The organism is uncultured Hymenobacter sp., assembly GCF_964243305.1.
Classification (GTDB): Bacteria; Bacteroidota; Bacteroidia; order Cytophagales; family Hymenobacteraceae; genus Hymenobacter.
Genome location: NZ_CAXTEF010000004.1, coordinates 114,300 through 137,050 on the forward strand (window position 1 = coordinate 114,300; position 22,751 = coordinate 137,050).

Genomic DNA, 22,751 nt, shown 5'->3' on the forward strand with positions numbered 1-22,751 from the left:
AACGTCACACAAAATCACCTGTCATCCTGAGCGCAGCGAAGGACCTTCTCCCGCCTGAACGATTATCGTAACAACGACTCGTTCAACAGTGAGAAGGTCCTTCGCTGCGCTCAGGATGACAGGTGATTCCCTACCCCCCGTAGCTGATGCGAAACACGGCGTCGCCCTGGTCGTCGCTGACGAGCAGGCTGCCGTCTTTGAGCACCAGAAGACACACCGGGCGGCCCCAGCTTTGCTGGCCTTGCAGCCAGCCTTCGGCGAAGGGGGCGTAGCTGAGCACCTTGCGGCCCGTAGCGTCGAGCTTGGCCAGCGAGATGCGGTAGCCGCTTTTCTTGCTGCGGTTCCAGGAGCCGTGCTCGGGGATGAATAGCTGGTTGCGGTAAGCGGCCGGGAACTGCTGGCCGGTGTAGAACTTCAGGCCCAGGGCCGCGACGTGGGCGCCGAGCTTGCGGGCGGGTGCCACGAAGTCGGCGGGTGAAGTGCCGGGGCCCAGCTCCGGGTCCATCACGTCGCCGGCGAAGTAGTAGGGAAAGCCAAAGTGCAGGCCGGCCTGGGGGGCGCGGTTCAGCTCGTCGGCGGGCAAATCGTCGCCGAGCATATCGCGGCCGTTATCCGTAAACCACATTTCCTTCGTGATGGGGTGCCAGTCGAAGCCCACCGTGTTGCGCACGCCGCGGGCCACGTTCTGAAAGCCCGTGCCGTCGGGGCGCAGGCGGTTGATGGTGCCGAAAATCGGCTTTTCGGGCAAACACGAATTGCAGGGCGCGCCCACCGGCACGTAGAGCAGGCCATCGGGACCGAAGGAGATGAAGCGGTAGCCGTGCCACTCCTTGTCGGGCAGCTGATTATACACCACGACCGGCTTGGGCGACTTGCTCAGGGTCTGGGCAATGTTATCGAAGCGCAGGATGCGGCTGATTTCGGCCACGTAGAGCGCGCCGTTGCGCACGGCCACGCCGTTGGGCGAGTTCAGGCCGCTGGCCACGGTGATGACCTGGTCGGCGCGGCCGTCGCGGTTGCGGTCGGGCAGCGCGTACACCTTGCCCGGCCCGTTCGAGCCCACGTACACAGTGCCGTCGGGGCCCTGCGCCAGCTCGCGGGCGCCCGGCACGCCCTGGGCAAAGTAGCTGATGCGGAAGCCCGGCGGCAGCTTGATGAGCTTGAGGCGGTCGGCGGCCTTGGCCGGAATGGCGGGGGTAGGGATTTTGCTGGTAGTGGCCGGCGCAGTCGTTTCAACCGCTTCAGGAGGCAGGGCGGGGCCGGTGGCGGCCAGCCACGCGGGCAGCGGCAAGAGCAATAAAGCCGGCAGGAGACGAGTCATTTTCATACCCCAGCAAACCCCGCTGCCGGACGCAAGGTTGCAGTTTCGCCGCCCGCAACGACCCGCGGCTACTGCCCGCCGCGCTGGCTGAGCAGGCGCGCATACTCGCGCTCGGCGAGGCTGGTTTGGCCGAACAGGCCGTAAGTGCTCAGGCCTTGAATGGCCAGGCCGAAGCCCCAGAAAAGAGCGGTGAACACCGGCCAGGGCAGCGGGTTCGCCTCGCGCCCCGTCGAAGCCCACAGCACCCACAGCAGCGCATTCACGGCCAGGTACACGAACGAGTGGGACTTGAACTTGGCTTGGGCTTGGGCGCGGGCCTGGCGCCAGAGCTGGGCGTCGCGGGCACCAGCAGCAAGGGGGGTAGGGAGGGCAGTGGTCATGGCGAAAAGGGGCTGGGAGGTGAACGATGGGCGAAAGGTAGTCGCCGCTCCTACCCCCTCGCCACTCGCTATTACCGAAGCCGCAGCTGCTCCTGCTGAAACCCTCCAAAAACAGGATAAACTGTTCTCACCTCCCTTAGCAACGCCACCCACCTTCAAGCGCCGGAGCCCTGCCTTGTTCGGCCACGCGCCCGCCAACCTACCTCTACAGCCGCACTAAATGCAGCACGCTGGCGCGAAGGGCCCGGCGAATGCGCAGCAGATAAGGTCCCGGCGGCAGCGGCTGGGCCGAGGCGGCGGGCGCCGGCAAGGTGTCTTCGGGCTGAGTTAAATTCTTCTCGGTGGCTGCCAGCGGGTAGCGCTTTCCCGCCGCGATGGCCGCCGCTCGCAGCCGGCGCGGGACTAACTTGGGCCGAAGCGCGAGCGGGGGCGACTGCCCGGCGGCGGGCGGCAGCACCAGGCGGGGATTGGCGTCGAGGGTGTAGACGGGCCGGCCACCGGTGGCGGCATCCTGGCGGTACTCTACCACCCGCGCGTAGTAGGAACGCTGCGGGTCGAGGGCGGGCAGTGGCGTGGTGCTGGCCACACCATTGGCTATTACGATGGTGCCATCGGCCAGGCGGCTGGCGGGGGGGTAGGCGGTGCCATCGAGGGGAAAAGCGGTGCTGGAGCTGCCAGCCTTGAGCAGCAGCAGGCGGTGGGTGCCGCTGCCATTGGTCCAGCTCAGTTGGGCCGGGGCCGCCCCGGCGGCAGAATCGGCGCGCAGACCGGCGGCGTTCTGGTCGGGCGCGAACAGGTCGTGGGCCGGCCAGCTAGTCGCGGCGGCCAGCCAATCCCAGCCCAGCGCCTGCAGCTCGCGCCAGAACTGCGCCGAGCCATTGGCCGTGTTCAGCAGAATCGCCCAGGTGTAGCCGCGCGCCGTGCGCATCAGCAGGCTGGCTGTGCCGTCGAGCTGCCCGGTGTGGTACCAGTTGTTAGCCCCATCCAGCATCCAGCCCTGGCCGTAGCCGGCCGCCGCCGCCGATGGCTGGGTCATGGCGTTGAGCGTGGCGGGCGCCAGCAGGTCGGGCCGCGAGCCGAAGCCATCGGCGGCCAGCGCCAGCCGGGCCAGGTCGCGGGCCGAGAACAGCCAGCCGCCGTGCGCGCTCATGGCTTCGAGCTGATAGCCGCCGTAGGCGGCCGGCACCTGCTGGCCGGGGTCGTAGCACGAGGTCATCCGGTAGCGGCTCAAATAGCTGCTTTCCCGCTCCAGCCGGTCGGCGGGCCGGTTGCGGCCCAGGTGCGCTTCGAGCACGCCGCTGGGCTGGAGCACGTGCGCGCGCACCCAGGCTTCGTAGGGCTGCTGCGTGACGGCCTCCAGCACCTTGCCCAGCACCAGGTAGCCGATGTTAGAGTAGGCGTAGCGGGTGCCGGGGGCATAGTTGAGGCCCTGGCGCAGCAGGTAGCGGATGAGCGTAGAGTCGCCGACGGGGTTGGGCACGTGCATGACTGCGGCCACGTGGGTCGGAAAGTCGATGGGGTCGCAGCCGTCGTGGTTGTCGCAGCCGACGCGGCGGTCCCAGCCGGCAGAGTGCTCCAGCAGGTGCTGCACCGTGATGTCAAGCAGGCGCGGGTCGTGCAGCTCCCGGCTGTAGGCCGGACCGCTCAGGTAGCCTTCGGGGCCAAAGACTTTGTGCGTCAGGCTGAGTTGCCCTTCCTCCACCAGCTTCAGGATGGCCAGGGCCGTCACGGTCTTCGAGACGCTGGCTACCCGCAGCAGCTGATAGGGCTGCAAGGGCACGGTGCGGGCCGCGTCGGCGTAGCCAAAGGCCCGGTCATACACCAGCCGGCCGTCTTTGGTCAGGGCCACCGAGGCGCCCAGCACGTTCCAGCGCTGCATAAACTGCCGCACGGTTTCGTCGACCGGCGCCAGCTCAGGCACCTCAATTCCGGTTTGGGCCAGGCCGCGCAGACAAGTAAGGCCCAGCAGGAAGAGCGTAAAAAGTAGTTTCAAGCAGCAGGAGCAACGCTGTCAACCCCTCGATTTCCGCTACCCTAGCTCATCGGTTTGACCGAAACAAAATTATTGCATTGGTCTAAGAATAAAATTTCAACGTTTTCGCAATATCTTTAATTTTTCTAAGACAGCATGATTTTTGATAGCTGATGAAGCAATCGGTTCTTTTCGCAATTTTTAGTGCGTACCGCAACGCTACGCAGCTATCAGGTCGCTTAACGACGGGCGGAAATTTTAAAATTACTCCAGCATAAGCTGGCACCGTCCAAAAATCCCTATTTTAATTATTCTGCGAAGAGCAGAACCAACCCGGCAGCATTTGGCCCGCGGGGCTACGCTGCGTGGCTTGTTCGCCGCCGGCCCGGTTGAGGCAAAAACGAGGGGGTAGGGAATTGGCTGCTCAGCCTTATTATAGATTATAGCGGTCAGCTCCGCCCACAAAAAAGGCCTGCTACTTCTCGTAGCAGGCCTTTTTAAAGACTCAAACCGTTGCGCCCATTCCTATGCCGGCACCGCCACACGGTCCCTGGTCGGAGCCTGGGCACCCACCGACACCTTGGCCGGTACCACCGTCACGACCACGTACTTCGAGGTGGGCGTGTTGCTGACCTTGGCCACGCTGTTGATGGCCACCAGCGGGTTGGCCTCCGGGAAGTAGGCTGCTACGTTGCCGCGCGGAATGTCGTAGGGGATGGCCAGAAACTTCTCCACCGTGCGCTGCTGCCCGTCGTAGTGGCTCGTGATGTCGAGCTGGTCCTGGGCTTTGAGGCCGCGCTCGGCCATGTCCTGGCGGTTTATGAACAAGACCCGGCGCTCGTTGTGGATGCCGCGGTAGCGGTCGTTATACTCGTAGATGGTCGTGTTGAACTGGTCGTGGCTGCGCACGGTCATCAGCACGAGCTGGCCGGGCTCCAAGGTATGCTTATGCAGCTCGGTGGTGCTGAAGTTAGCCATGCCGTTTTTGGTCGTGAACTTGCGCTCACGGGGGCCATTAGGCAGGTAGAACCCGCCGGGGTGGCGCAGCTGCTCGTTGAACTTCTCGAAGCCCGGAATCACGCGCGAGATGTGGTCCCGAATCACGTCGTAGTTCTCGGTCATGGCCACCCAGTCGGCCACGTTGGTGCGGCCCGTGGCGCCGAGCGTGGCAATGGCCACGCCGCTCAAAATAGCGACTTCGCTCAGCATCTCGCCGGCCAGCGGCACCAGGATGCCCTTGTTCTGGCTCACCACGCCCATCGAGTTCTCGCAGCTCGTCATTTGGTGTCCTGACTTTTGCAGGTCGATATCGGCGTGGGTGAAGCAGGGCAGCAGCAGGCTGGTTTCGCCGGTCACGAGGTGGCCGCGGTTGAGCTTGGTGCCCACGAATACCGTGAGCTTCTGCTTGCGCATGGCCTCGGCGATGAACTCGGTGTCGGGGCCGGCGGCGAGCAGGTTGCCACCCAGGCTGAAGTACACCTTGATGCGGCCCTCGTGCATGGCCTTGATGCTCTCCACCACGTCGAGGCCATCCTCGCGCGGCGCCTTAAAGCTGAACTCCTTTTCCAGCGCGTCGAGGAAGCCCGAGTGCACCCGCTCCCAGATGCCCATCGTGCGGTCGCCCTGCACGTTGGAGTGGCCGCGCACCGGGCAGGTACCGGCACCGGGCTTGCCGATGGCGCCCTTCATCAGGTGCAGGTTCACGATTTCCTGAATCGTCTGCACGCCGTTGCGCTGCTGCGTGACGCCCATCGCCCAGCAGGTAATGATTTTCTGCTTGGTGCCGATGAGGTTGGCCGCCTCCAGCAGCTGCGTGCGGCTGATGCCGCTCTGCTCCTCAATGTCCGCCCAGCTCGTGCTGCGAATGTTCTGCTCGAAGTCCTCAAAGCCAGTGGTGAACTCCTTGATAAAGGCGTGGTCCACGACCCGGCCGGGGTTGCGGTCCTCGGCCTCGAAAAGGTGCTTCATAATGCCGCGCAACAGCGCCATGTCGCCGTCGACCCGCACTTGCAGGTAGAGGTCGGTAATTGGGGTGCCGTCGCCGAGCAGGGCGCCCACCGCCCGCAGCGGGTTCATGAAGTCCTGCGGATTCTTGAACGCCACCAAGCCGGCCTCAATCAGCGGGTTGATGCTGATAATTTTGGCGCCGTTGCGCTTGGCCTTTTGCAGAGCCGTGAGCTGCCGCGGGTGGTTGGTGCCGGGGTTCTGGCCGATGATGAGGATGACCTCCGCCTCGTGAATATCATTGAGCGTGACCGAGCCCTTGCCCAAGCCCAGCGTCGGGCTCAAAGCCGAGCCGCTGCTTTCGTGGCACATGTTCGAGCAGTCGGGCAGATTGTTGGTGCCAAACTGCCGGGCGAAAAGCTGGAACAAAAACGCCGGCTCATTCGGCACCTTGCCCGAGGTGTAGAACGTGGCCTCATCGGGCGAGCCCAGCGCGTTCAAATTGTCGCCGATAAGCTGGAACGCCTCCGGCCACTCGATAGGCTCGTAACGGTCGGAGTTGGGGCGCTTCACCATTGGGTGGGTGAGGCGGCCGGCGTTGTTTTGGTCACGGTCAGTCAGCCGCGACAGCTCGGCGATGCTGTGCCGGGCAAAGAACTCCGGACCGGCGGCCTTGTCGTCGGCGTCGGAGGCGGCGGCTTTGGCGCCGTTCTCGCAGAATTCAGCCACCGAGCGGTGCTCGTCGGGGTCGGGCCAGGCGCAGGAGGAGCAGTCGAAGCCATCCTTCTGGTTCATGCCCAACAGCGCCTTGGTGCCGCGGCCCACGCCGTCCTGCCCCCAGCTGAACTGCATGGACTTGATGACGGCCGTCACGCCAGCCGCCATTTTGGCGCGCTGCTCCAGCCGCAGGCCAGTAAGCTGCTCCGGCGGCTGGGCCAGCACCGGGTAGCGGTACTTGGCGCCCGCCACGTCGGGCGCGACGATAGGCGCCTCGCTCACGGGGGCGTGGGCGTTGGCCTGATGCTCTTCCTTGGTCGGATTGTCCGCGTTCGGAATCTCGTAGTCGGGCGTGGGCGCGCTGCCCTGGTCGGGCCGCTCCCCGCTCTTGGGGGCGTTGCTGGCCTTTTGTTCCTCTACTTTGCCAGCCTTGCTGGGGTCGGTCTGGGGCGAATCTTCCATTCTTCAGAGTTATAAATTATGAGTTAGAAATGAGTTTTTCAGCAGATGCAGGACGATTATAGAGCTAGCTAATATGCATTATCAGCCAGCGATATGCCAACTCATAACTCATAGATTTATAACTCATAATTGCCTGTCAATGGTGCCAGTCAAGGTCTTTCTCAACCAAGATACGCAGCTTAGCAGTTTCGGAGACAATGATTTCGGCAGAAAATCCAGTTTGGCTGGTGCTGGTCCATTTATCGGCCAGCGGCGCCGGCACGAGCACCGTGATCTGACCGGGGGCGTAGCGCAGGCCAGCAGTATCGGCCTCAATGGCTTCGGGCCCGGCGGGGGGGGTAGGGATTTTGGGGGCGGTGCGCTCCAGCGCGTAGCTCAGCAGCTGGCCGGGGCCGGGGCCCAGCCGCGTGTCGGTGGCAATGCGGCCGGTGGCGGCGAAGGTTTCGACTTCGGGGCCGGAGAGGCGCAGGCGCAGGGTGTTGTCTTCGAGGCGGAGCTTCATGAGTAAGCGGCCAAAAGGTCTGAAAATCAGCAGTTGGGTGGGCGACGAAGACTAATTTAACTTTTGCTATACATTTGCTTAGCTCTCCTCAAAAATGAAAAACCGGCTGCTTTGTTCCATCTTCACCAGTGCGCTGCTGGGCCTGGGCGGCCGGGCGCACGGCCAGGCCACTGATTCCAGCGCCTGGGCCACCGCGGCCAGCACCCTGCGCCAGCGCTACGCGGCGGGCCTGCGCTACGACTCGCGCCTCTACGACGGCCCGGAATACGTCAATTACGTGAAAGGCTACGTCCGGGGGCATCCGTTTTTCGAGTCGGCCGAGGAGCAGGAAGCCACCATCGTCTACGGCGGGGCCACCTACGTGGGCGTGCCGCTGCGCTACGATTTGCTGCGCGGCCAGCTCGTGCTCGCGCATCCGCCCAGCGGCCAGCAGCTGCGGCTGGTCAATGAAAAGGTAGCGCGCTTTCGCCTGGGCGGCCACACGTTCATTCGCCTCGTGGCCGACTCTAACGCCCAGGAATCGGTTATTCGCACCGGCTTTTATGACCTGCTGGTCGAGGGCCGGACGCAGCTGCTGGCTTTCCGCCGCAAAAGCGCGCAGGCGCGCAACACGGCGGAAGGCCGCGAAGGCGAGATAAGCCAGAAAAACGAGTTTTTCCTGCAAGCTGAGGGCCGCTACTACTCCGTAACCAGCGCCAAGCAGGTGCTGCGGCTGCTGCCGGCCGACAAGGCCGCGCTGCGCCAGTTCAGCCGGGCGCAAAAGTTGAAATTCAGCGAGGCCAGCCGCGAACAGTCGCTAGTGGCGCTGTTGCGCTACTACGATTCCCTACCCCCCCGCCTGGCGCCAACGCCCGCCAGCGGCGGTTGAGCGAACCCTGGACCGAGCCCGAATAGGGTTGATTGAAGAGCAAACGTAAAAGCAAACGGCGCGAGTGCCGGGCGGGGGCGAGCCCCGCACCCTACTGTTTATATGACTACCCTCTACCGCATTATCCTCCTTCTACTACTGGTATGCGGCGGCACTTTGCGCAGCTACGGCCAGCAGGCCGAGCCGCTCATCAGCGGCAACTTTCAGGGCCTGAGCGTGACGCAGTTCGTGCGGCAGCTCGAAGCCCAGACGCCCTACCGCTTTTACTTCGACTCGGCCGCCGTGCGGGGGGTAGGGATTAACGTGCGGGCCGAGGCGCAGCCGCTGCGCAGCGTGCTTCAGCAGGCCTTCGGTGCCACGAAGCTGCGCTTTGCCGTAGACGAGGAAAACCACGTGTTCATCACCGCCGGCGAGGCCATTACCACCGCCCTGCCCGACGACTTTTTCCGGCCCGGCGCGGGCGCCGCGGCCAGCAGCCCCGATGACGAGGAGCCCGCCGCGCCGGCTGCTGCGCCCAAGGGCCGCGCGGTGGCAGCAGCGACCGGACCGCTCTACGAGATTGGGAAGGCGGGCACCGACCGCAACGGCCGCGCCACGCTGGCCGGCCACGTGCGCGAGGCCAAGTCGGGTGAGCCGGTAATTGGGGCCTCGGTCTATATTGAGTCGCCCTCGATTGGCGTATCGACCGACCAGTTCGGGCACTTTGCCCTGACCTTGCCGGTGGGCCAGCACGTGGTGTTCGTGCGCGGGCTGGGCATCAAGAACACCGCGCGCCGGATTCAGCTGCGCGGTGACGGGCAGCTGGAAATTGAGGTGGGCGAGGATATTACCTCGCTCAAGGAAGTGGTGATTGAGGCCGAGAAGGACAAGAACGTGGCCGGCCTGCAAATGGGCGTCGAGCGGCTCGACATCAAGACCATCCGGCAGGTGCCGACGGCGTTCGGCGAGACGGACATTCTGCGCGTGATTATGACATTGCCGGGCGTCAAGTCGGTGGGCGAGGGCAGCACCGGCATCAGCGTGCGCGGCGGCGGCACCGACCAGAACCTGATTCTCTTCAACGACGCGACGGTGTACAGCCCCTCGCACCTGTTCGGCTTCTTCTCGGCCTTCAACCCCGACGTGCTCAAGACCGTGGAGCTGTACAAGAGCGGCATCCCGGCCCGCTACGGGGGTAGGCTTTCGTCGGTGCTCGACATCACGACCCGCGACGGCAACAACAAGCAGTTTGCCGGCGCCGGCGGCATCGGCGTGCTCACCAGCCGCCTGACATTGGAGGGCCCGATTATCAAGGATAAAAGCTCGTTCATCATCGGCGGGCGCACCTCGTATTCGGACTGGCTGCTCCAGCGCCTGCCCGACCGTTCCTTGCGTGAGAGCGCGGCCTCGTTTTATGATTTGAGCGCCCACATCAGCCACACGGTTGACGACAAGAACACGGTTTACGCCACCGGCTACCTGAGCCGCGACCGGTTCCGGCTGGCCACCGATACGACGTATGAATACCAGAACCGCACGGCCAGCCTCAAGTGGAAGCACCAGTTCAGCAACCTGCTCTACGGCGTGTTCACGGGCACATTCAGCCAGTATCAGTACCAGATTTCGAATGAGCGCAACCCGGTGAATGCCGCGGCTTTGCGCTTTAATTTGATGCAGTTTGGCGGGCAGGCTGACTTTAGCTACTTCTACAATGCCAAGCACACCATCGACTTCGGCGTGAGCAGCCTGCGCTACCGCATCGCGCCGGGCCAGCTGAGCCCAATGGGCAGCGAGTCCCTGATTAGCGAGAATGAGCTGCCGCGCGAGCAGGCCCAGGAAAGCGCCCTTTACGTGTCGGACCGGCTCGATTTGTCGCCCCGGCTGTCGCTGTCGCTGGGGCTGCGCTACTCGCTGTTCCAGGCGCTGGGTCCGCGCGACGTGTACCAGTACGGGGCCGAGGCGGCGCGCACGGTGGGCGGCATCACCGACACCGTGCGCTACGGCGCGGGCAAGGCCATTGCCACCTACCACGGGCCCGAATACCGGGCCTCCGTGAAGTACTCGCTCTCCGACCGCGCCTCGGTGAAGGCCAGCTACAACCGTACCCGCCAGTACATCCACCAGCTCACCAACACGGCCTCCGTGTCGCCGACCGACACCTGGAAGCTGAGCGACACCTACGTACGGCCCCAGGTCGGCGACCAGGTGTCGGTGGGCTACTACCGGAATTTCAAATCGAACACCATTGAAACCTCAATTGAAACGTACTACAAACGATTGCATGACTTCGTGGACTACAAGAGCGGCGCGGTGCTGCTGCTCAACCGCCACCTCGAAACCGACCTCGTGAACGCCGAGGGCCGGGCCTACGGGGTGGAGTTTTCCATTAAGAAAGCCACCGGCAAGCTCAACGGCTGGCTCAACTACACCTACGCCCGCTCGCTGGTGCAAGTCAATCAGGGCACGCCGAGCGAGCAGATTAACGGCGGCCGTTCCTACCCCAGCAATTTCGACAAGCCCCACGAGGTGACCTTGGCCAGCAACTACCGCTTCAGCCGGCGCTTCAGTGCCTCGCTCAACTTCAACTACAGCACCGGCCGGCCCATCACGCTGCCGCTGGCCAAGTACACCGTCGATGGCGTGCCACGGGTGTACTACTCCGACCGCAACGCCTACCGCGTGCCCGACTACTACCGGCTGGATTTTGCCATGAACATCGAGGGCAACCACAAGGTCAGGAAGCTGGCCCACAGTTCCTGGACGCTGGCCGTGTACAATCTCACGGGCCGCAAAAACCCTTACTCGGTCTATTTCAAGGCGCAGAACGGGCAGATTAACGGCTACCAGCTCTCGATTTTTGGTCAGCCCATTCCGAGCGTCACCTATAATTTCCGGTTTTAATTGAACGCGCTATGTCGCCCTTGATTCGCCATTTCTCAGCCGGCTCACTTCATCAGCCCGGATGCCGGGATACAACTCATTACGGCTTGGCGTCCGGACTACTAAAGGGGGGTAGGGAGTTAGGGGCGTACTTTCCTACCCCGCCTCGCGGCGCTCACGCGGGCAGCCGACGCGAGCGGTTGCGTCTCTACCTCCGCCGTTGCGTTCCGACTACGGTTCTTGCCCTGCTCCTACCCCTACTGCTGAGCATCAGTGGCTGCACCGACCCATATGAGCCGGAAGTCATCAACTCCCCCAAAAGCTTCTTGGTAGTCAGCGGCTTTATCAATCTTAGTGGCGTCACCACCATCCGGCTTTCGCGCACCCAAAACCTGGCGGCCACGGAAGCACCACCAGCCGAAACCGGGGCCACCGTGACCATTGAGGATGCCACCGGCACCCGCTACGGGCTCACGGAGCAAGCAGGCGGCACCTACACCGCGCCGGTCCTGCCGCTGAGCGCCGGCCAGCAGTACCGGCTGCGGCTGCGCACGAGTGCGGGCCGCGAGTACGCCTCGGACCTGGTGGCGGCGAAGGCGTCGCCGCCCATCGACAAACTGACCTGGACGCAGGATGATCGGGGCGTGCAGGTTTATGTAAGCGCTCAGGACCCGGCCGGCACCACGCGCTACTACCGCTGGACCTACCAGGAAACCTGGGAGTTTCAGTCAGCTTACAACTCCTTTTTCGAGTACGTGAACGGCGCCATACAGCGGCGACAGGAGAATATTTATCAGTGCTGGGCGACGGCAAACTCCACCAGCATTCGCCTGAGCAGCACCGCCAAGCTGAGCCAGGATGTGGTAGCCAGCTTCCCGCTCACGCGGGTGCCGCTCAATTCGGCCAAGCTGCACTTTAAATACAGCATCTTGGTCAGCCAGTACGCCCAAACGCCCGAAGAGTATGCCTACTATGAGCTGCTGCAAAAGAACACCGAGAACCTTGGCGGCCTCTACGACCCGCAGCCGAGCCAGCTCACGGGCAACGTGCATTGCCTCACCGACGCGGCCGAAACCGTGATTGGCTACGTGGGCGCCACCGGCGTCACGGAGCGGCGCCTGTTTATTGCCAGTACCGAACTACCACCCCAGGGCCGCTACGAAACCGGCTACGAAACCTGCTCGGCGGATACCATACTGCTGCAAAATCTCTCATTTCGGTTCAACAACGCCGGCTACTTACCGATTAGCGGCGTGGGCGAAGGCAGGACCGGTACCCTCATCGGCTATAGCGGCGCCCCGGCTGAGTGCGTGGACTGCCGCCTGCGCGGCACCAATGTAAAGCCCAGCTTCTGGCCCTAGCGCGGATTGACTGGCCAGTTATATTCAAAATCCCTACCCCCGCCCTTCCGATGACCGCCCGCCGCCCACCGCGCCGTACCCACTCGCGCCCCCTGCCCCGGTTGCTGCTTCTGCTGAGTGGCTGGCTGAGCATTTTGCTGGGCGCCGGGCCGGGCGGCATGAGTCCGGCCTTCGGGCAGGCCGATTCGCTGGCGGGCCTTGCCCGGCAGTTTGCCAGCTACGGCCAGCGCGTGCCGGATGAGAAGCTGTTTCTGCACCTCGACCGGCCGGCCTACGTGAGCGGCGAAACCGTGTGGCTGGCCGTCTACGCCACCGAGGGTAGCACTCACCGGCCGCTGCCGGTGAGCAGCGTGGCCTACGTGGAAGTGCTCAACGCCGCCCAAAAACCAGTGCTGCAAGCCAAAATCGGGCTGCGCGACGCCGCCGGGCAGGGCTCCCTGGAGCTGCCGGCCACGCTGGCCTCGGGCCGCTACACCGTGCGCGCCTACACCGGCTGGATGCAGAACTTCGGCCCCGAAATGTTCTTTCAGAGCCCTATTACCATCGTCAATCCCCGCCGGCCGCTGGCCCGGCCCGCGGCCCGCCCTACCCCGCCGGCCGCGGCCTACGACCCGCAGTTTTTCCCCGAAGGCGGCTACCTCGTGCAGGGCCTGAGCAGCCAGGTTGGCTTCAAAATAACCGATAGCGCCGGCCGCGGCGTGGCCGCCGAGGGCGTGGTGCTGGACCAGGCCGGCGCCAGCGTAGCGCAGTTCCGCACACTGCGCTTCGGGCTGGGCAGCTTTTCCTTGCTGCCCACCAAAGCCGGCGCCGCCTACACGGCCGTCATCAAGCTGGCTAATCAGCAGACTATTACCTGTGCCCTACCCCCCGTTAGGGAACAAGGCTACGTGCTACGCCTAATCGATACCGACCCTCAGGTGCTGCGCATCCTGGTGAAAACACGCGGCGCGGAGCTGGCCAACGAAACCGTGTTCTTGCTGGGCCACGCCGGGCAGCAGGTGCTGGTGGCGGCCGGGGAGCAGCTTTTTGATGGGCAGGTCGCCTTCACGGTGCCGCGGCAGAAGCTGGCGGCCGGCGGCGTTTCGCACTTCACGCTCTTCAACAGCCGCCGGCAGCCAGTGTGCGAGCGGCTGTACTTCCGGCCGCCTACCCAGCGGCTGGCCCTCACCGCCCGAACCGACCAGCGCCAGTACGGCTTGCGCGCGCCGGTGAGCTTGCAGCTGAGCGCCGCCGGGCCGGCTCCGGCGCGCCTGTCGGTGGCCGTGTACCAGCTTGATTCGCTGGCGGCGGGCGGCGGAGCGGATATCGGCAGCTACTTCGGGCTGACCTCGGACCTGAAGGGCACCGTGGAAAGTCCCGCCTACTACCTCAGCGCCACCGGGCCGGAAGCCGCCCAGGCCGCCGACAACCTGATGCTGACCCAGGGCTGGAGCCGCTGGCGCTGGGCCGACGTGCTCCGCGCCCGGCCCGATTCCCTACCCCACCTGCCGGAGCCCAACGGCCCGCTGCTGCGCGGCCGGGTGCTGAGCCGCGGCACGGGCGCGCCGGCCCCGAACATTCCTATCTACCTGGCCACGCCCAGCCGCCACGTGCAGCTCTACACCGCCGTGAGCCGGCGCGACGGCAGCGTGCAGGTGGAGCTGCCCGATTTTTACGGGGCCCGGCAACTCATCGTGCAGCCCGACACCCAACGCGACAGCCTCTACCAAGTAGAGCTGTTCAGTTCTTTCGCGGGGCAGCCCGCAACTGGCCGGCTGGCCGGGCCGCTGGCGCTGAGCGAAGACCTGGCGGCCAGCCTGCGGCGCCGGCTCGTGCAGATGCAGGTGCAGCCCCGCTACTTCGGCGGCCCGGCGGCCCGCTACGATGCGCCGCGCACCGACAGCGCGGCCTTCTTCGGCCGGCCTGATGAGCACTACCGCCTCGACGACTACACCCGCTTCAAGGTGATGGAGGAGGTGATGCGCGAGTACGTGCCGGGCGTGGTGGTGCGGCGCCGCCCGGATGGCTTCCACTTTCTGGTGCCCGATAAAAACTCCAAAAACCTGCTCGACGGCCCGCTGGTGCTGCTCGACGGCGTGCCGGTGTTCGACACCGACCGCATCATGGCCTTCGACCCGCTGAAGGTGCAGCAGCTCGACGTCATCACGACCCGCTACGCGCTGGGCGCCCGGCTCTACAACGGCGTGGTGAGCTACACCACCTACCAGGGTGATTTGGCGGGCTTCACCCCCGACCCGCACGCGCTGCTCACCGACTATGAGGGTCTCCAGGGCCAGCGTGAGTTCTACGCGCCGCGCTACGACACCCCACTCGATAAGCAAAGCCGCCGCCCCGACCTGCGCAACCTGCTCTACTGGAACCCGGCCGTGCGCCCTACCCCCGGTACCGGCGCCCAACTCACGTTCTTCACTTCCGACCAGGCCGGCACCTACCGGGTGGTGGTGCAGGGCCTGACCGAAAATGGCCTCGCCGGCAGCACCAGCTTTGACTTCGAAGTGAAATCCGCGCTGTAGGGCGCGGGGCTGGCCCCGCCCGGCCAACACTCGCGCCATGAGGCAAGTATCTTTTCACGCGCTAAGCACCGTGACGGTTGTTCACCCGCCGGGCGGGGGCCAGCCCCGCCCCTACCCCAGGCGCCAGCCGTGGCAGTAGATGTTATAGCGGCCCTGGCGCACGAACCCCAGCACCGTCATGCCAAACCGCTCGGCGGCCTGCACGGCGAGGCTGCTGGGCGCGCCCACGGCGGCCAGCACGCCCAGGCCCGCCGCCGCCGCTTTCTGCACCAGCTCGAAGCTGGCCCGGCCGCTGACTAGCAGCACGTGCTCGTGCAGGGGCAGCTCGCCGGCCAGCAGCGCCGCCCCGATGAGCTTGTCAAGGGCGTTGTGGCGGCCCACGTCTTCGCGCAAGCGCAGCAGCTCGCCCTGGGGCGTAAACAGCGCCGCCGCGTGCTGCCCGCCGGTTTGCTCGAAGCCGGCTTGCGCGGCGCGCAGCCGCTCCGGCAGCTGGTGGATGACCTCATGGCTCAGGCGCGGGCCGGCGGCCGGCAGCACCGGGCAGCTGGCCGTCTGCACGGCGTCGATGCTGGTTTTGCCGCACACGCCGCAGCTGGAGCTAGTATAGAAATGCCGCTCCAGGCCCTGGAAATCAACCGGCACGTGGGCCGCCAGCTCGGCGCGCACCACGTTGCCGGCTTCCTCGGGCTTTTGCACGTCGGGGCAGGGGCGCACGCCCAGCAGGTCGGTTTTCAGGTGGATAATGCCTTCGGTGAGCAGGAAGCCGGCGGCCAGCTCCTCGTCCTGGCCGGGTGTGCGCATGGTCACCGACAGGGTGCGATGCTCGCGGCGGCCAGTTTCGGGGTTGAGGTAACCGAGGCGGATTTCCAGCGGCTCTTCGGCGGCGAGCTGGTCGGAAGCGGCGACGGCCGGCCCCGCGCCGCTCACCTTGTGAATGGTGGCAAACTCGTAACTGGCTGCGGGCAGCAGAATGGCGGACTCCATAGCAGAGGTGGTGAAGGAAGGGGGGTAGGGAAATCGGAACGCCAGCGGCCAGCAGGCACAAACGCGGAATAAGGCGGGTAGTTTATAGATAATGTACCAGTTAAACAGTAGACTTGTTCCTAAATTAAGAAAATCAAGAAAAGACGGTAGTCATAGTGAGCTTGTCGAAGCATCTCTGCCGGACGACACCCGAACGAAGCGGGAGAGATGCTTCGACAAGCTCCGCAGGACGTTCTATTAACTTTTTGCTAATTCAGGAACAAGTCTAGTACATTGCAGCGGGTGGTTTCGGACTTTTTGGTTTAGCTCTTTGAGCTGCACAGCCGGGGCTTACTGCCTTACTCACCTCTTTTTCCGCCCTTTCTTTCGTTTTTTATTCCGGCGTAGCTTATCTCCTTTTCCTGGTTTCAATGCAAGTGCTTCCGCTTTCGCCAGCCCGCACCGCGCCGCCTCACGCGGCCCGGGACGACGCGGCGCTGGTGCGGGCCCTGGCCCGGCAGGACGATGAGCTGGCTTTCGCCGAAATCTACGGGCGCTACTGGGCGCCGCTGCACGCGCAGGCCTGCCGCAAGCTCGGTGGCACCACGGAGGCGGAGGAAGCGGTGCAGAACGTGTTCGTAGCCCTCTGGCACAAGCGCCGCACGGCCGCCATCGAGCAGCTCGACGCCTATCTGTTCGCGGCCCTGCGCTACCGGGCCATCGACTGCATCCGGGCCCAGCTGGTGCGCCGCGCCCACGCTGCCCTACCCCCCCCGCCCGGCCCGACCGCAGCACCGAGGAAACCGTGGCCGCCGCCGACCTGGCCGCCGCGCTGGCCCAGAGCGTGCGCAGCCTGCCCGGCCACGCCCGGCAGGTGTTCCAGCTCAGCCGCCTGGAGCACCGCTCGGTGGCCGAAATCGCGGCCCACCTGCGAGTTTCGCCCAAGACGGTGGAGTACCACCTGGCCTGCTCGCTGAAGCTGCTGCGCTGCTACCTGCGCGAGTTTCTGGTGAGCGGCCTGCTGGTACTGCTCCAGGCTACTAGGCAGTAGCGCGGACTTAATAGTCCGCGAACCTGCCGCGTGGCCGCTCAACTCGCGGCCTACATGGCCTGCAACGTCTGCGCCACGGGGGGGCTTAGATGTAGATTGATTTCCGATACTCCTCCTTACTATGAACCTGAAAAGCCTGTCCCAGAACCTGACCCTGTGGGTGCTTACGGCCATCGTGGCGGGGGCGCTGCTGGGCCACTTCGCGCCCGCCACGGCCGTGCAGATGAAGCCCTTGGGCGAGAAGTTTATCTGGGTCGTGAAGCTGTTTATTAACCCGATTATCTTCCTCACCATCACGCTGGGCATCAGCACGATGGGCGACTTGAAGAAGGTGGGGCGCATCGGCGGCAAGGCCCTGCTTTACTTCGAGCTGGTGACCACGCTGGCCCTGGCCATCGGGGTGGGCGTGGCGGCGCTGGTGCGGCCCGGCGACGGCGTGGCCGTGAGCCAGCTCGGCGGCGAGCCGCCGGACGTGGGCGAGTTCACGAAGCGGGCGGGCGAGTTTTCCTGGGGCCACTTCCTGGCCGATAACCTGACCTTGCAGGTGCTGCTCATCGCCATCGCGCTCGGCATTGTCCTGAGCAAATACGCCGGCCGCAAGCCCGTTATCGACCGCCTCAAGTGGGCCTCGAAGTACGTGTTTCGCGGCCTGCACCTGGTCATGCTGCTGGCGCCCATCGGTGCCTTCGGGGGCATGGCCTTCACCATCGGCAAGTATGGCATTGCCACGCTGCTGCCCCTGGGCAAGCTCCTGGTGACGGTGTACCTGACGATGGCCCTGTTCATCTTCCTAATTCTGGGCGGCATTCTGCGCTACGCCGGCATCGGCATGTGGAAGTTCCTCAAGTACATCAAAGAAGAGCTGTTGATTGTGCTCGGCACTTCCTCCTCGGAGGCTGGCCTGCCGGGGCTGATGGAAAAGCTCGAGCGCATGGGCTGCGCCAAGCCCGTGGTGGGCCTGGTGGTGCCCACGGGCTACTCCTTCAACCTCGACGGCACCACCATCTACCTCTCGCTGGCCACGCTGTTTCTGGCCCAGGTGTTTCATATCGACCTCTCCGGAACGCAGATTCTGACCATGATGGGCATCCTGATGGTGACCAGCAAGGGCGCGGCCGGCGTGGCCGGCAGCGGCTTTGTGGTGCTGGCCAGCACGCTCACGGCCATGAAAGTGATTCCGGTGGAGGGTCTGGCGCTGCTCTTGGGCGTCGACTGGTTTATGTCGGAGGCGCGCTCCATCACCAACTTTATCGGCAACGGCGTGGCCACGGTCTTTCTCGCCCACAACGAAAACGCCCTCGACCACGCGCAGGCCGAAGCCGCGCTCGGTGGCCGGCTGCGCCCACTGCGCCTGCGCCGCCGGGCCGAAAACCTTACCAGCGGCGAGTTCCTGGCCGAAGTAGCCGAGAAGCACGGCGATTAATAATCAACGGTTAGTGATTAGTGGTTAGTGGCCGGTGAGCCCCATTGGGGCGGCCTGTCGGCCGCATCCCTACCCCCCTCCTCTGAGCCAAAGCCCCAACGGGGCGGCCCATCGGTAGAAAACAGGGGTAGGAAATCAATAAAGCCCCGGCGGGGCGACCCAACCGCTCGCGCATTTGCACGGGCGGGTTGGGGCGCTCCACGGGGGCTTTGGGGCGGAAGAGGGGGGTAGGGATGCTGCCAATGGGTTGCCCCACCGGGGCTCACCAGCCACTAATCACTAATCACTATCTCCTTCGTATCCAGCTTGATTTGGGCGATGAGTTCGCGCAGCAGCTGGCTGACTGACTCCACAAGCGGGTGCAGCGCCTCGGGCTGGAAGCTCCCTTCCCAGCGGTCCAACGTCTCGACGGGGGGTAGGAGGTGCAGGGCCCGCAGATGAATCAGGCTGGGCCGCAGGGTGTGGGCCGCCGTCTTTACCTGCTTGATATCCGCCTCCTGCATCCCCTGGGCGAGCTTGTGCAGGGCGTCCTCGCAGCCCTCCACGAAGGTGGCCAGCATAAAGGCCACGAAGTCCAGGTCGCCCTGCCCCACTTCCAGCAGCTCGACGGTCTGGTAGAGCGGTGGGGCGGCAGCCGGCGCGGGCGGCGCGGGTGCGGCAGGCGGCGCGGCGGGCAGTGGCGCACGCCGGCTGGGCGCGGGCAGCGGCGCTTCCTCAGTTAGCGGCAGCACCCACTTGCTCACCGTTTTGAGCAGCTCTTCTTCCTTGAAGGGCTTGGCCAGGTAGCCGCTCATGCCGGCCGCCAGGCACTTTTCGCGCTCGCCCTTAATGGCATTGGCCGTCAGCGCCACAATCGGCGTGGTCAGCTCCAGCTGCTGGCGCAGCAGCGCCGTGGCCGCGTAGCCGTCCATGACCGGCATCTGGATATCCATCAAAATCAGGTCGAAGCGCTGGTGGCGGGCCAGCTCCACGGCCACGGCGCCGTTTTCAGCCTCGGTCACCTGCACGTGGGCCTGATTGAGAAAGGTCTTGGCAATCTGGCGGTTAAAGCGGTTGTCCTCGACCAGCAGCACCTGCTTGTCGCGCAAATCCAGGCGCACGGGGCTGTCGGGCGGCAGCACTTCCTTGGGCAGCAGGTCGGCGGCCGTGCCCACGGGCAGGCGCAGGGCAAAGCGCATCTCGGTACCCTGGTTTTTCTCGCTTTCCAGGTCGATGTCACTGTCCATAAGGCGCAGCAGATTGCGCGAGATGCTCAGGCCCAGGCCCGTACCGCCAAACTTGCGCGTTACCGACGAGTCTTCCTGGCTGAACTCGGTGAAGATGTTGCGCATAAATTCCGGCTCAATGCCAATGCCGGTGTCAATGACCCGAAACACGACCTCGCCCGCCGCCCCGCCCGCGCAGCCCGCAAACTCATAGTCGCAGAAGATGAGCACCCGCCCGGTTTCGGTGAACTTGATGGCGTTGCCGGCTAGGTTGAGCAGCACCTGCCGGATGCGGTAGGGGTCGCCGAGTACCACGGCCGGCACGTTCGGCGCCAGCTGCGTGACCAGGCTCAGGCCCTTCTCCACGGCCTTGTAGTGCAGGGTCTGCTCGACTTCGGCCAGGAGCTGCGCGGGCTCAAAGCCCACATTTTCCAGCGTCATCTTGCCTGCTTCGAGCTTGGACAAGTCCAGAATGTCATCAATGATAACCAGCAGGTGCTCGGCCGACGTCGTGATGGCCTGCCGGTAGGAGTCCTGGTCGGGGGCGAGCGACGTTTTGGCCAAGAGCTGGCTCATGCCCAGAATGGCATTCATCGGCGTGCGGATTTCGTGGCTCATGTTGGCCAGAAACAGCTCGCGGGCCCGCACCGCCGACTCGGCCGCCAGCTTGGCGTGGCGCAGGGCCTGCTCGGTGAGCACCCGCTCGGTGATGTCGAGGCCGTAGGCCACGATGAGGTTGAGGCGGCCGTCGGGGTGAAAAACGGGCTGCAAGCACCGGAACTGGTGGCGTGTGCCTTCGGGCCGCTGAAACGTCTCCTCGAACGTGACGAGCTGCTGCCCGGCCACGGCCTCCCGAAAACGGGCGTGGCGCTCCTCGGCCAGGCTCAGCGGGTGCCCATACTGGGCGCAGTAGTCGAAATTGTCTTTGCCGATTACCCACTCGCGCCGGGCCGGGTCCTTGATGCCGGTCGCATTCACGAACAGGTAGCGAAACTGGTCGTCGAACACGCCGATGTCGCAGGGCATCTGGTTGAGCACAAATTCGTAGAACTCGCGCTGCTGCGCCAGCTTGTGCTCGATCTGCCGGCGCTCGGTCACGTTGACGCTCGTGCCTACCACCATGCGCAACGCGCCGCTGGGCCCGAGCACGGGCGTAAAATGGCGCCGTATCTGCCGCGGCCCGTCGGCCGAAGGCAGGCATTCTTCCCAGCTCACTTCCATGCCCGTGCGGGCGGCTTCCTCAAAGACCTGCCGGCGGTGCTGGGCCAGCTCGGTGGGGCGCTGCCGGTGGGCACAATAGGCAAAGTCGTCCTTGCCAATTATCCATTCCCGCATTGCCGGGTCGCTGAAGCACCGCTGGTTCACGAACTGATAGCGGTGCTCGGCATCAAATACGGCCACCTCTACTTGCAGCTGGTTGAGGATGGTTTCGTAGAAATCCTGCTGCTCGATCAGCTGCTGCTCGGCTTCGCGCCGGGCCGCCGCGTGCACCAGCGCTTCGGCCTGCGCGGCGGCCAGGGCGCGCTGCAGCTCGGCGAGCTGCGTGGTGGCCGGCTCATAAGGGACCCTCGGCGTCTCGTTCAGCTCGATGGTGGGCGGCGCTGAGGGAGTCACAAACTCGTATTTGTAAGAATCAAGCATAGAATATAACTCATCGGAATAACCAGGTATCAAATATACTAGAATTACACAGTCTAACCCACTTATTCACTTACTGTTATGAATTATATAAATGGTATTAATCCCTCAATTTATTTAACCATAATTCCTACCCCCCCCTCCCGGCCGCAACCCCAGCCCGGACTGCTTCCGGGCCCGGCACTCGCAATCAACGCGTTACTAAACCGGTGCCTGGGCCCCGGCGGCCGGCGGGGCCCAGGCAACCGCTGAGGCAACCGCGCCAACTAATTTTTGCTGCGCCGCGCCTAGCGCCGCTACCGGCCGCTCAACTCCCGCTCAACTCCCGCTCGGCGGCTTGGCGCTCGGCGGGCGTGTTGATGTTGCGCAACTCGTCGGGCCGGGGCGCTTGCAGCAGCTCGATGTCGGAATTGATGAGCGCCTTGCGCGGGCAAGAGTAGCCCAAGCTCAGAAAGCGCAGCAAGGTCGCGTAGCTGCGCGGCTCCCAGATGGTGATGAGCGGCTCCGGGAACTCGTCTCGCGGGCTCTGGAAGGCCGTGGCGGCGCGGCCGGGCTGGCGGTGGCGCACCAGAAACTCCAGCGTGTCGGCCGTGAGGAAGGGCAGGTCGCAGGCCAGCACGAGCCAGGCCGCGTTGGGGTCGGTCTGGAAGGCGGTGAGCAGGCCCCCGACCGGCCCCAACCCCAAGAGCTTGTCGGGCAGCGGCGTCAGGCTGGCGGGCAAGTCGGCCAGCTGCTCGGGCCGGCCGGAGATGTGCACATCCTGGCACACGGCGCCGAGCAGGGCCGCGGCGTGGGCGCGCTGCTCGGGCCGGCCGGGGTAGCGCAGGCGGCTTTTGTCAGTTTGCATCCGCTGGCTCAGGCCGCCGGCCAGCACCAGGCCGCGCAGCGGCGGCACGGCCGCGGCATACCAGCCTCGCAGCCAGTCCGCGATGCCGGCCACATCGTTGAGCCGGCGCTGGGGGGGTAGGGGCCGGCCGGTAGCTGCCAGGTGCGCTCGCAGGTAGTTGGGCAGCTCGGTCTGGCTATCGGTCAGTAGAATGAGCTGCACCTCGGTGAGGCGGTCGAGCTTGCGCTCCAGCGGCTTGCGCGGGTCGAGGATGATGACTTGCTGGCGGGCGCGAAAGTGGTTGCCATTGACGAGCACCAGGCTTTCGTGGGCCAGCAGCTCGGGCTGCGAAAACCGGTCCAGGCCGCGCCGCAGGTTCAGCTGCCGAAAACTGATTTTATCGGTCAGCTCCGCTGAAAAGGCGCTTTCGGCGAAGCCTGGCGCCATCATCTGCGCGGCCGTTTCCTGGTCGTGGCCGGCGTGATCGGCATCGACGTAGGCCACGCGCAGAGCCGGGCTCAGGCGGTGGGCCAGCTCGCGGGCCAGCTGTTGAATCAGGCCGCAGGGCGCGCCCAGGAAAGCCAGCTCGTGGCGGCCAAACTCGCCGAGGTCGGGGCGGGCCAGAGCGGCGTGCTTGGTTTTTTTGGAGATGATGTCGGACATGACAGGGGCTTGGGGTGAAGCGGTGGGGTCGGCTTACGCTAACTAATTTTCAGGGATGGAGTTCAACCCTCCGTCGCCCGTCC

At 64.8% G+C, this 22,751-nt stretch carries 13 protein-coding genes and 2 pseudogenes; 7 read left to right on the forward strand and 8 right to left on the reverse strand.

What is annotated here, in order from left to right:
• Positions 1-130 precede the first annotated feature (130 nt).
• From ACFE70_RS04315 to ACFE70_RS04335, 5 genes are all read right to left on the reverse strand, one after another.
• Positions 131-1,321 carry a PQQ-dependent sugar dehydrogenase gene (locus ACFE70_RS04315; RefSeq protein WP_375416490.1) on the reverse strand — a complete coding sequence of 397 codons (1,191 nt, stop codon included), beginning with the start codon at positions 1,319-1,321 and terminating at the stop codon, positions 131-133.
• A 68-nt stretch (positions 1,322-1,389) separates the two neighbouring features.
• Complete coding sequence (locus tag ACFE70_RS04320; protein WP_375416491.1) at positions 1,390-1,701, reverse strand: 2TM domain-containing protein; 312 nt, start codon at positions 1,699-1,701, stop codon at positions 1,390-1,392.
• 205 nt (positions 1,702-1,906) lie between these two features.
• Entirely contained in the window at positions 1,907-3,694 is a 1,788-nt protein-coding gene (locus ACFE70_RS04325) for a serine hydrolase domain-containing protein (protein ID WP_375416492.1), read from the reverse strand.
• Between the two features lie 504 nt (positions 3,695-4,198).
• Positions 4,199-6,796 carry an FdhF/YdeP family oxidoreductase gene (locus tag ACFE70_RS04330; RefSeq protein WP_375416493.1) on the reverse strand — a complete coding sequence of 866 codons (2,598 nt, stop codon included), beginning with the start codon at positions 6,794-6,796 and terminating at the stop codon, positions 4,199-4,201.
• A gap of 136 nt (positions 6,797-6,932) precedes the next feature.
• Entirely contained in the window at positions 6,933-7,298 is a 366-nt protein-coding gene (locus tag ACFE70_RS04335; protein ID WP_375416494.1) for a DUF7009 family protein, read from the reverse strand.
• A gap of 94 nt (positions 7,299-7,392) precedes the next feature.
• Between ACFE70_RS04335 and ACFE70_RS04340 the strand changes: the two genes are divergently transcribed.
• From ACFE70_RS04340 to ACFE70_RS04355, 4 genes are all read left to right on the forward strand, one after another.
• Positions 7,393-8,166: a hypothetical protein gene (locus ACFE70_RS04340; RefSeq protein WP_375416495.1), complete on the forward strand. Its 774-nt coding sequence runs from the start codon at positions 7,393-7,395 to the stop codon at positions 8,164-8,166.
• A gap of 102 nt (positions 8,167-8,268) precedes the next feature.
• Complete coding sequence (locus tag ACFE70_RS04345) at positions 8,269-11,046, forward strand: carboxypeptidase-like regulatory domain-containing protein (protein WP_375416496.1); 2,778 nt, start codon at positions 8,269-8,271, stop codon at positions 11,044-11,046.
• Between the two features lie 179 nt (positions 11,047-11,225).
• Positions 11,226-12,386, forward strand: a complete 1,161-nt coding sequence (locus tag ACFE70_RS04350; RefSeq protein WP_375416497.1) for a DUF4249 domain-containing protein — start codon at positions 11,226-11,228, stop codon at positions 12,384-12,386.
• Positions 12,387-12,436: 50 nt separating this feature from the next.
• Positions 12,437-14,899 (forward strand): hypothetical protein, encoded by a 2,463-nt coding sequence (locus ACFE70_RS04355; protein ID WP_375416498.1) that lies wholly within the window; start codon positions 12,437-12,439, stop codon positions 14,897-14,899.
• Positions 14,900-15,010: 111 nt separating this feature from the next.
• Here the strand turns inward: ACFE70_RS04355 and fdhD are convergent, their stop codons facing one another.
• Positions 15,011-15,883, reverse strand: coding sequence for a formate dehydrogenase accessory sulfurtransferase FdhD (gene fdhD, locus ACFE70_RS04360; RefSeq protein WP_375416499.1), 873 nt, complete (start codon positions 15,881-15,883; stop codon positions 15,011-15,013).
• A gap of 410 nt (positions 15,884-16,293) precedes the next feature.
• On the opposite strand from fdhD, the pseudogene ACFE70_RS04365 reads away from it, so the two are divergent.
• The 3 genes and pseudogenes from ACFE70_RS04365 to ACFE70_RS04375 form a co-directional block, all read left to right on the forward strand.
• Positions 16,294-16,590 (forward strand): annotated as a pseudogene (locus tag ACFE70_RS04365) (RNA polymerase sigma factor); the annotation flags it as partial.
• Positions 16,591-16,736: 146 nt separating this feature from the next.
• Positions 16,737-16,790, forward strand: a pseudogene (locus ACFE70_RS04370) (hypothetical protein); the annotation flags it as partial.
• A gap of 250 nt (positions 16,791-17,040) precedes the next feature.
• On the forward strand, positions 17,041-18,336 hold the full coding sequence (locus ACFE70_RS04375) for a cation:dicarboxylate symporter family transporter (RefSeq protein ID WP_375416560.1): 1,296 nt from the start codon (positions 17,041-17,043) through the stop codon (positions 18,334-18,336).
• Positions 18,337-18,608: 272 nt separating this feature from the next.
• On the opposite strand, the gene ACFE70_RS04380 is transcribed toward ACFE70_RS04375, so the two are convergent.
• Both ACFE70_RS04380 and ACFE70_RS04385 read right to left on the reverse strand, forming a co-directional pair.
• Positions 18,609-21,182, reverse strand: a complete 2,574-nt coding sequence (locus tag ACFE70_RS04380; RefSeq protein ID WP_375416500.1) for a response regulator — start codon at positions 21,180-21,182, stop codon at positions 18,609-18,611.
• 304 nt (positions 21,183-21,486) lie between these two features.
• On the reverse strand, positions 21,487-22,668 hold the full coding sequence (locus ACFE70_RS04385) for an NTP transferase domain-containing protein (RefSeq protein ID WP_375416501.1): 1,182 nt from the start codon (positions 22,666-22,668) through the stop codon (positions 21,487-21,489).
• Positions 22,669-22,751: the final 83 nt, after the last annotated feature.

What these genes read in the sequence shown, in the direction of transcription:
- ACFE70_RS04315 (WP_375416490.1), bottom strand. Translation starts at nt 1,321, where the DNA reads ATGACTCGTCTCCTGCCGGCTTTATTGCTCTTGCCGCTGCCCGCGTGG.
- ACFE70_RS04320 (WP_375416491.1), bottom strand. Translation starts at nt 1,701, where the DNA reads ATGACCACTGCCCTCCCTACCCCCCTTGCTGCTGGTGCCCGCGACGCC.
- ACFE70_RS04330 (WP_375416493.1), bottom strand. Translation starts at nt 6,796, where the DNA reads ATGGAAGATTCGCCCCAGACCGACCCCAGCAAGGCTGGCAAAGTAGAG.
- ACFE70_RS04335 (WP_375416494.1), bottom strand. Translation starts at nt 7,298, where the DNA reads ATGAAGCTCCGCCTCGAAGACAACACCCTGCGCCTGCGCCTCTCCGGC.
- ACFE70_RS04340 (WP_375416495.1), top strand. Translation starts at nt 7,393, where the DNA reads ATGAAAAACCGGCTGCTTTGTTCCATCTTCACCAGTGCGCTGCTGGGC.
- ACFE70_RS04345 (WP_375416496.1), top strand. Translation starts at nt 8,269, where the DNA reads ATGACTACCCTCTACCGCATTATCCTCCTTCTACTACTGGTATGCGGC.
- ACFE70_RS04355 (WP_375416498.1), top strand. Translation starts at nt 12,437, where the DNA reads ATGACCGCCCGCCGCCCACCGCGCCGTACCCACTCGCGCCCCCTGCCC.
- fdhD (WP_375416499.1), bottom strand. Translation starts at nt 15,883, where the DNA reads ATGGAGTCCGCCATTCTGCTGCCCGCAGCCAGTTACGAGTTTGCCACC.
- ACFE70_RS04380 (WP_375416500.1), bottom strand. Translation starts at nt 21,182, where the DNA reads ATGCTTGATTCTTACAAATACGAGTTTGTGACTCCCTCAGCGCCGCCC.
- ACFE70_RS04385 (WP_375416501.1), bottom strand. Translation starts at nt 22,668, where the DNA reads ATGTCCGACATCATCTCCAAAAAAACCAAGCACGCCGCTCTGGCCCGC.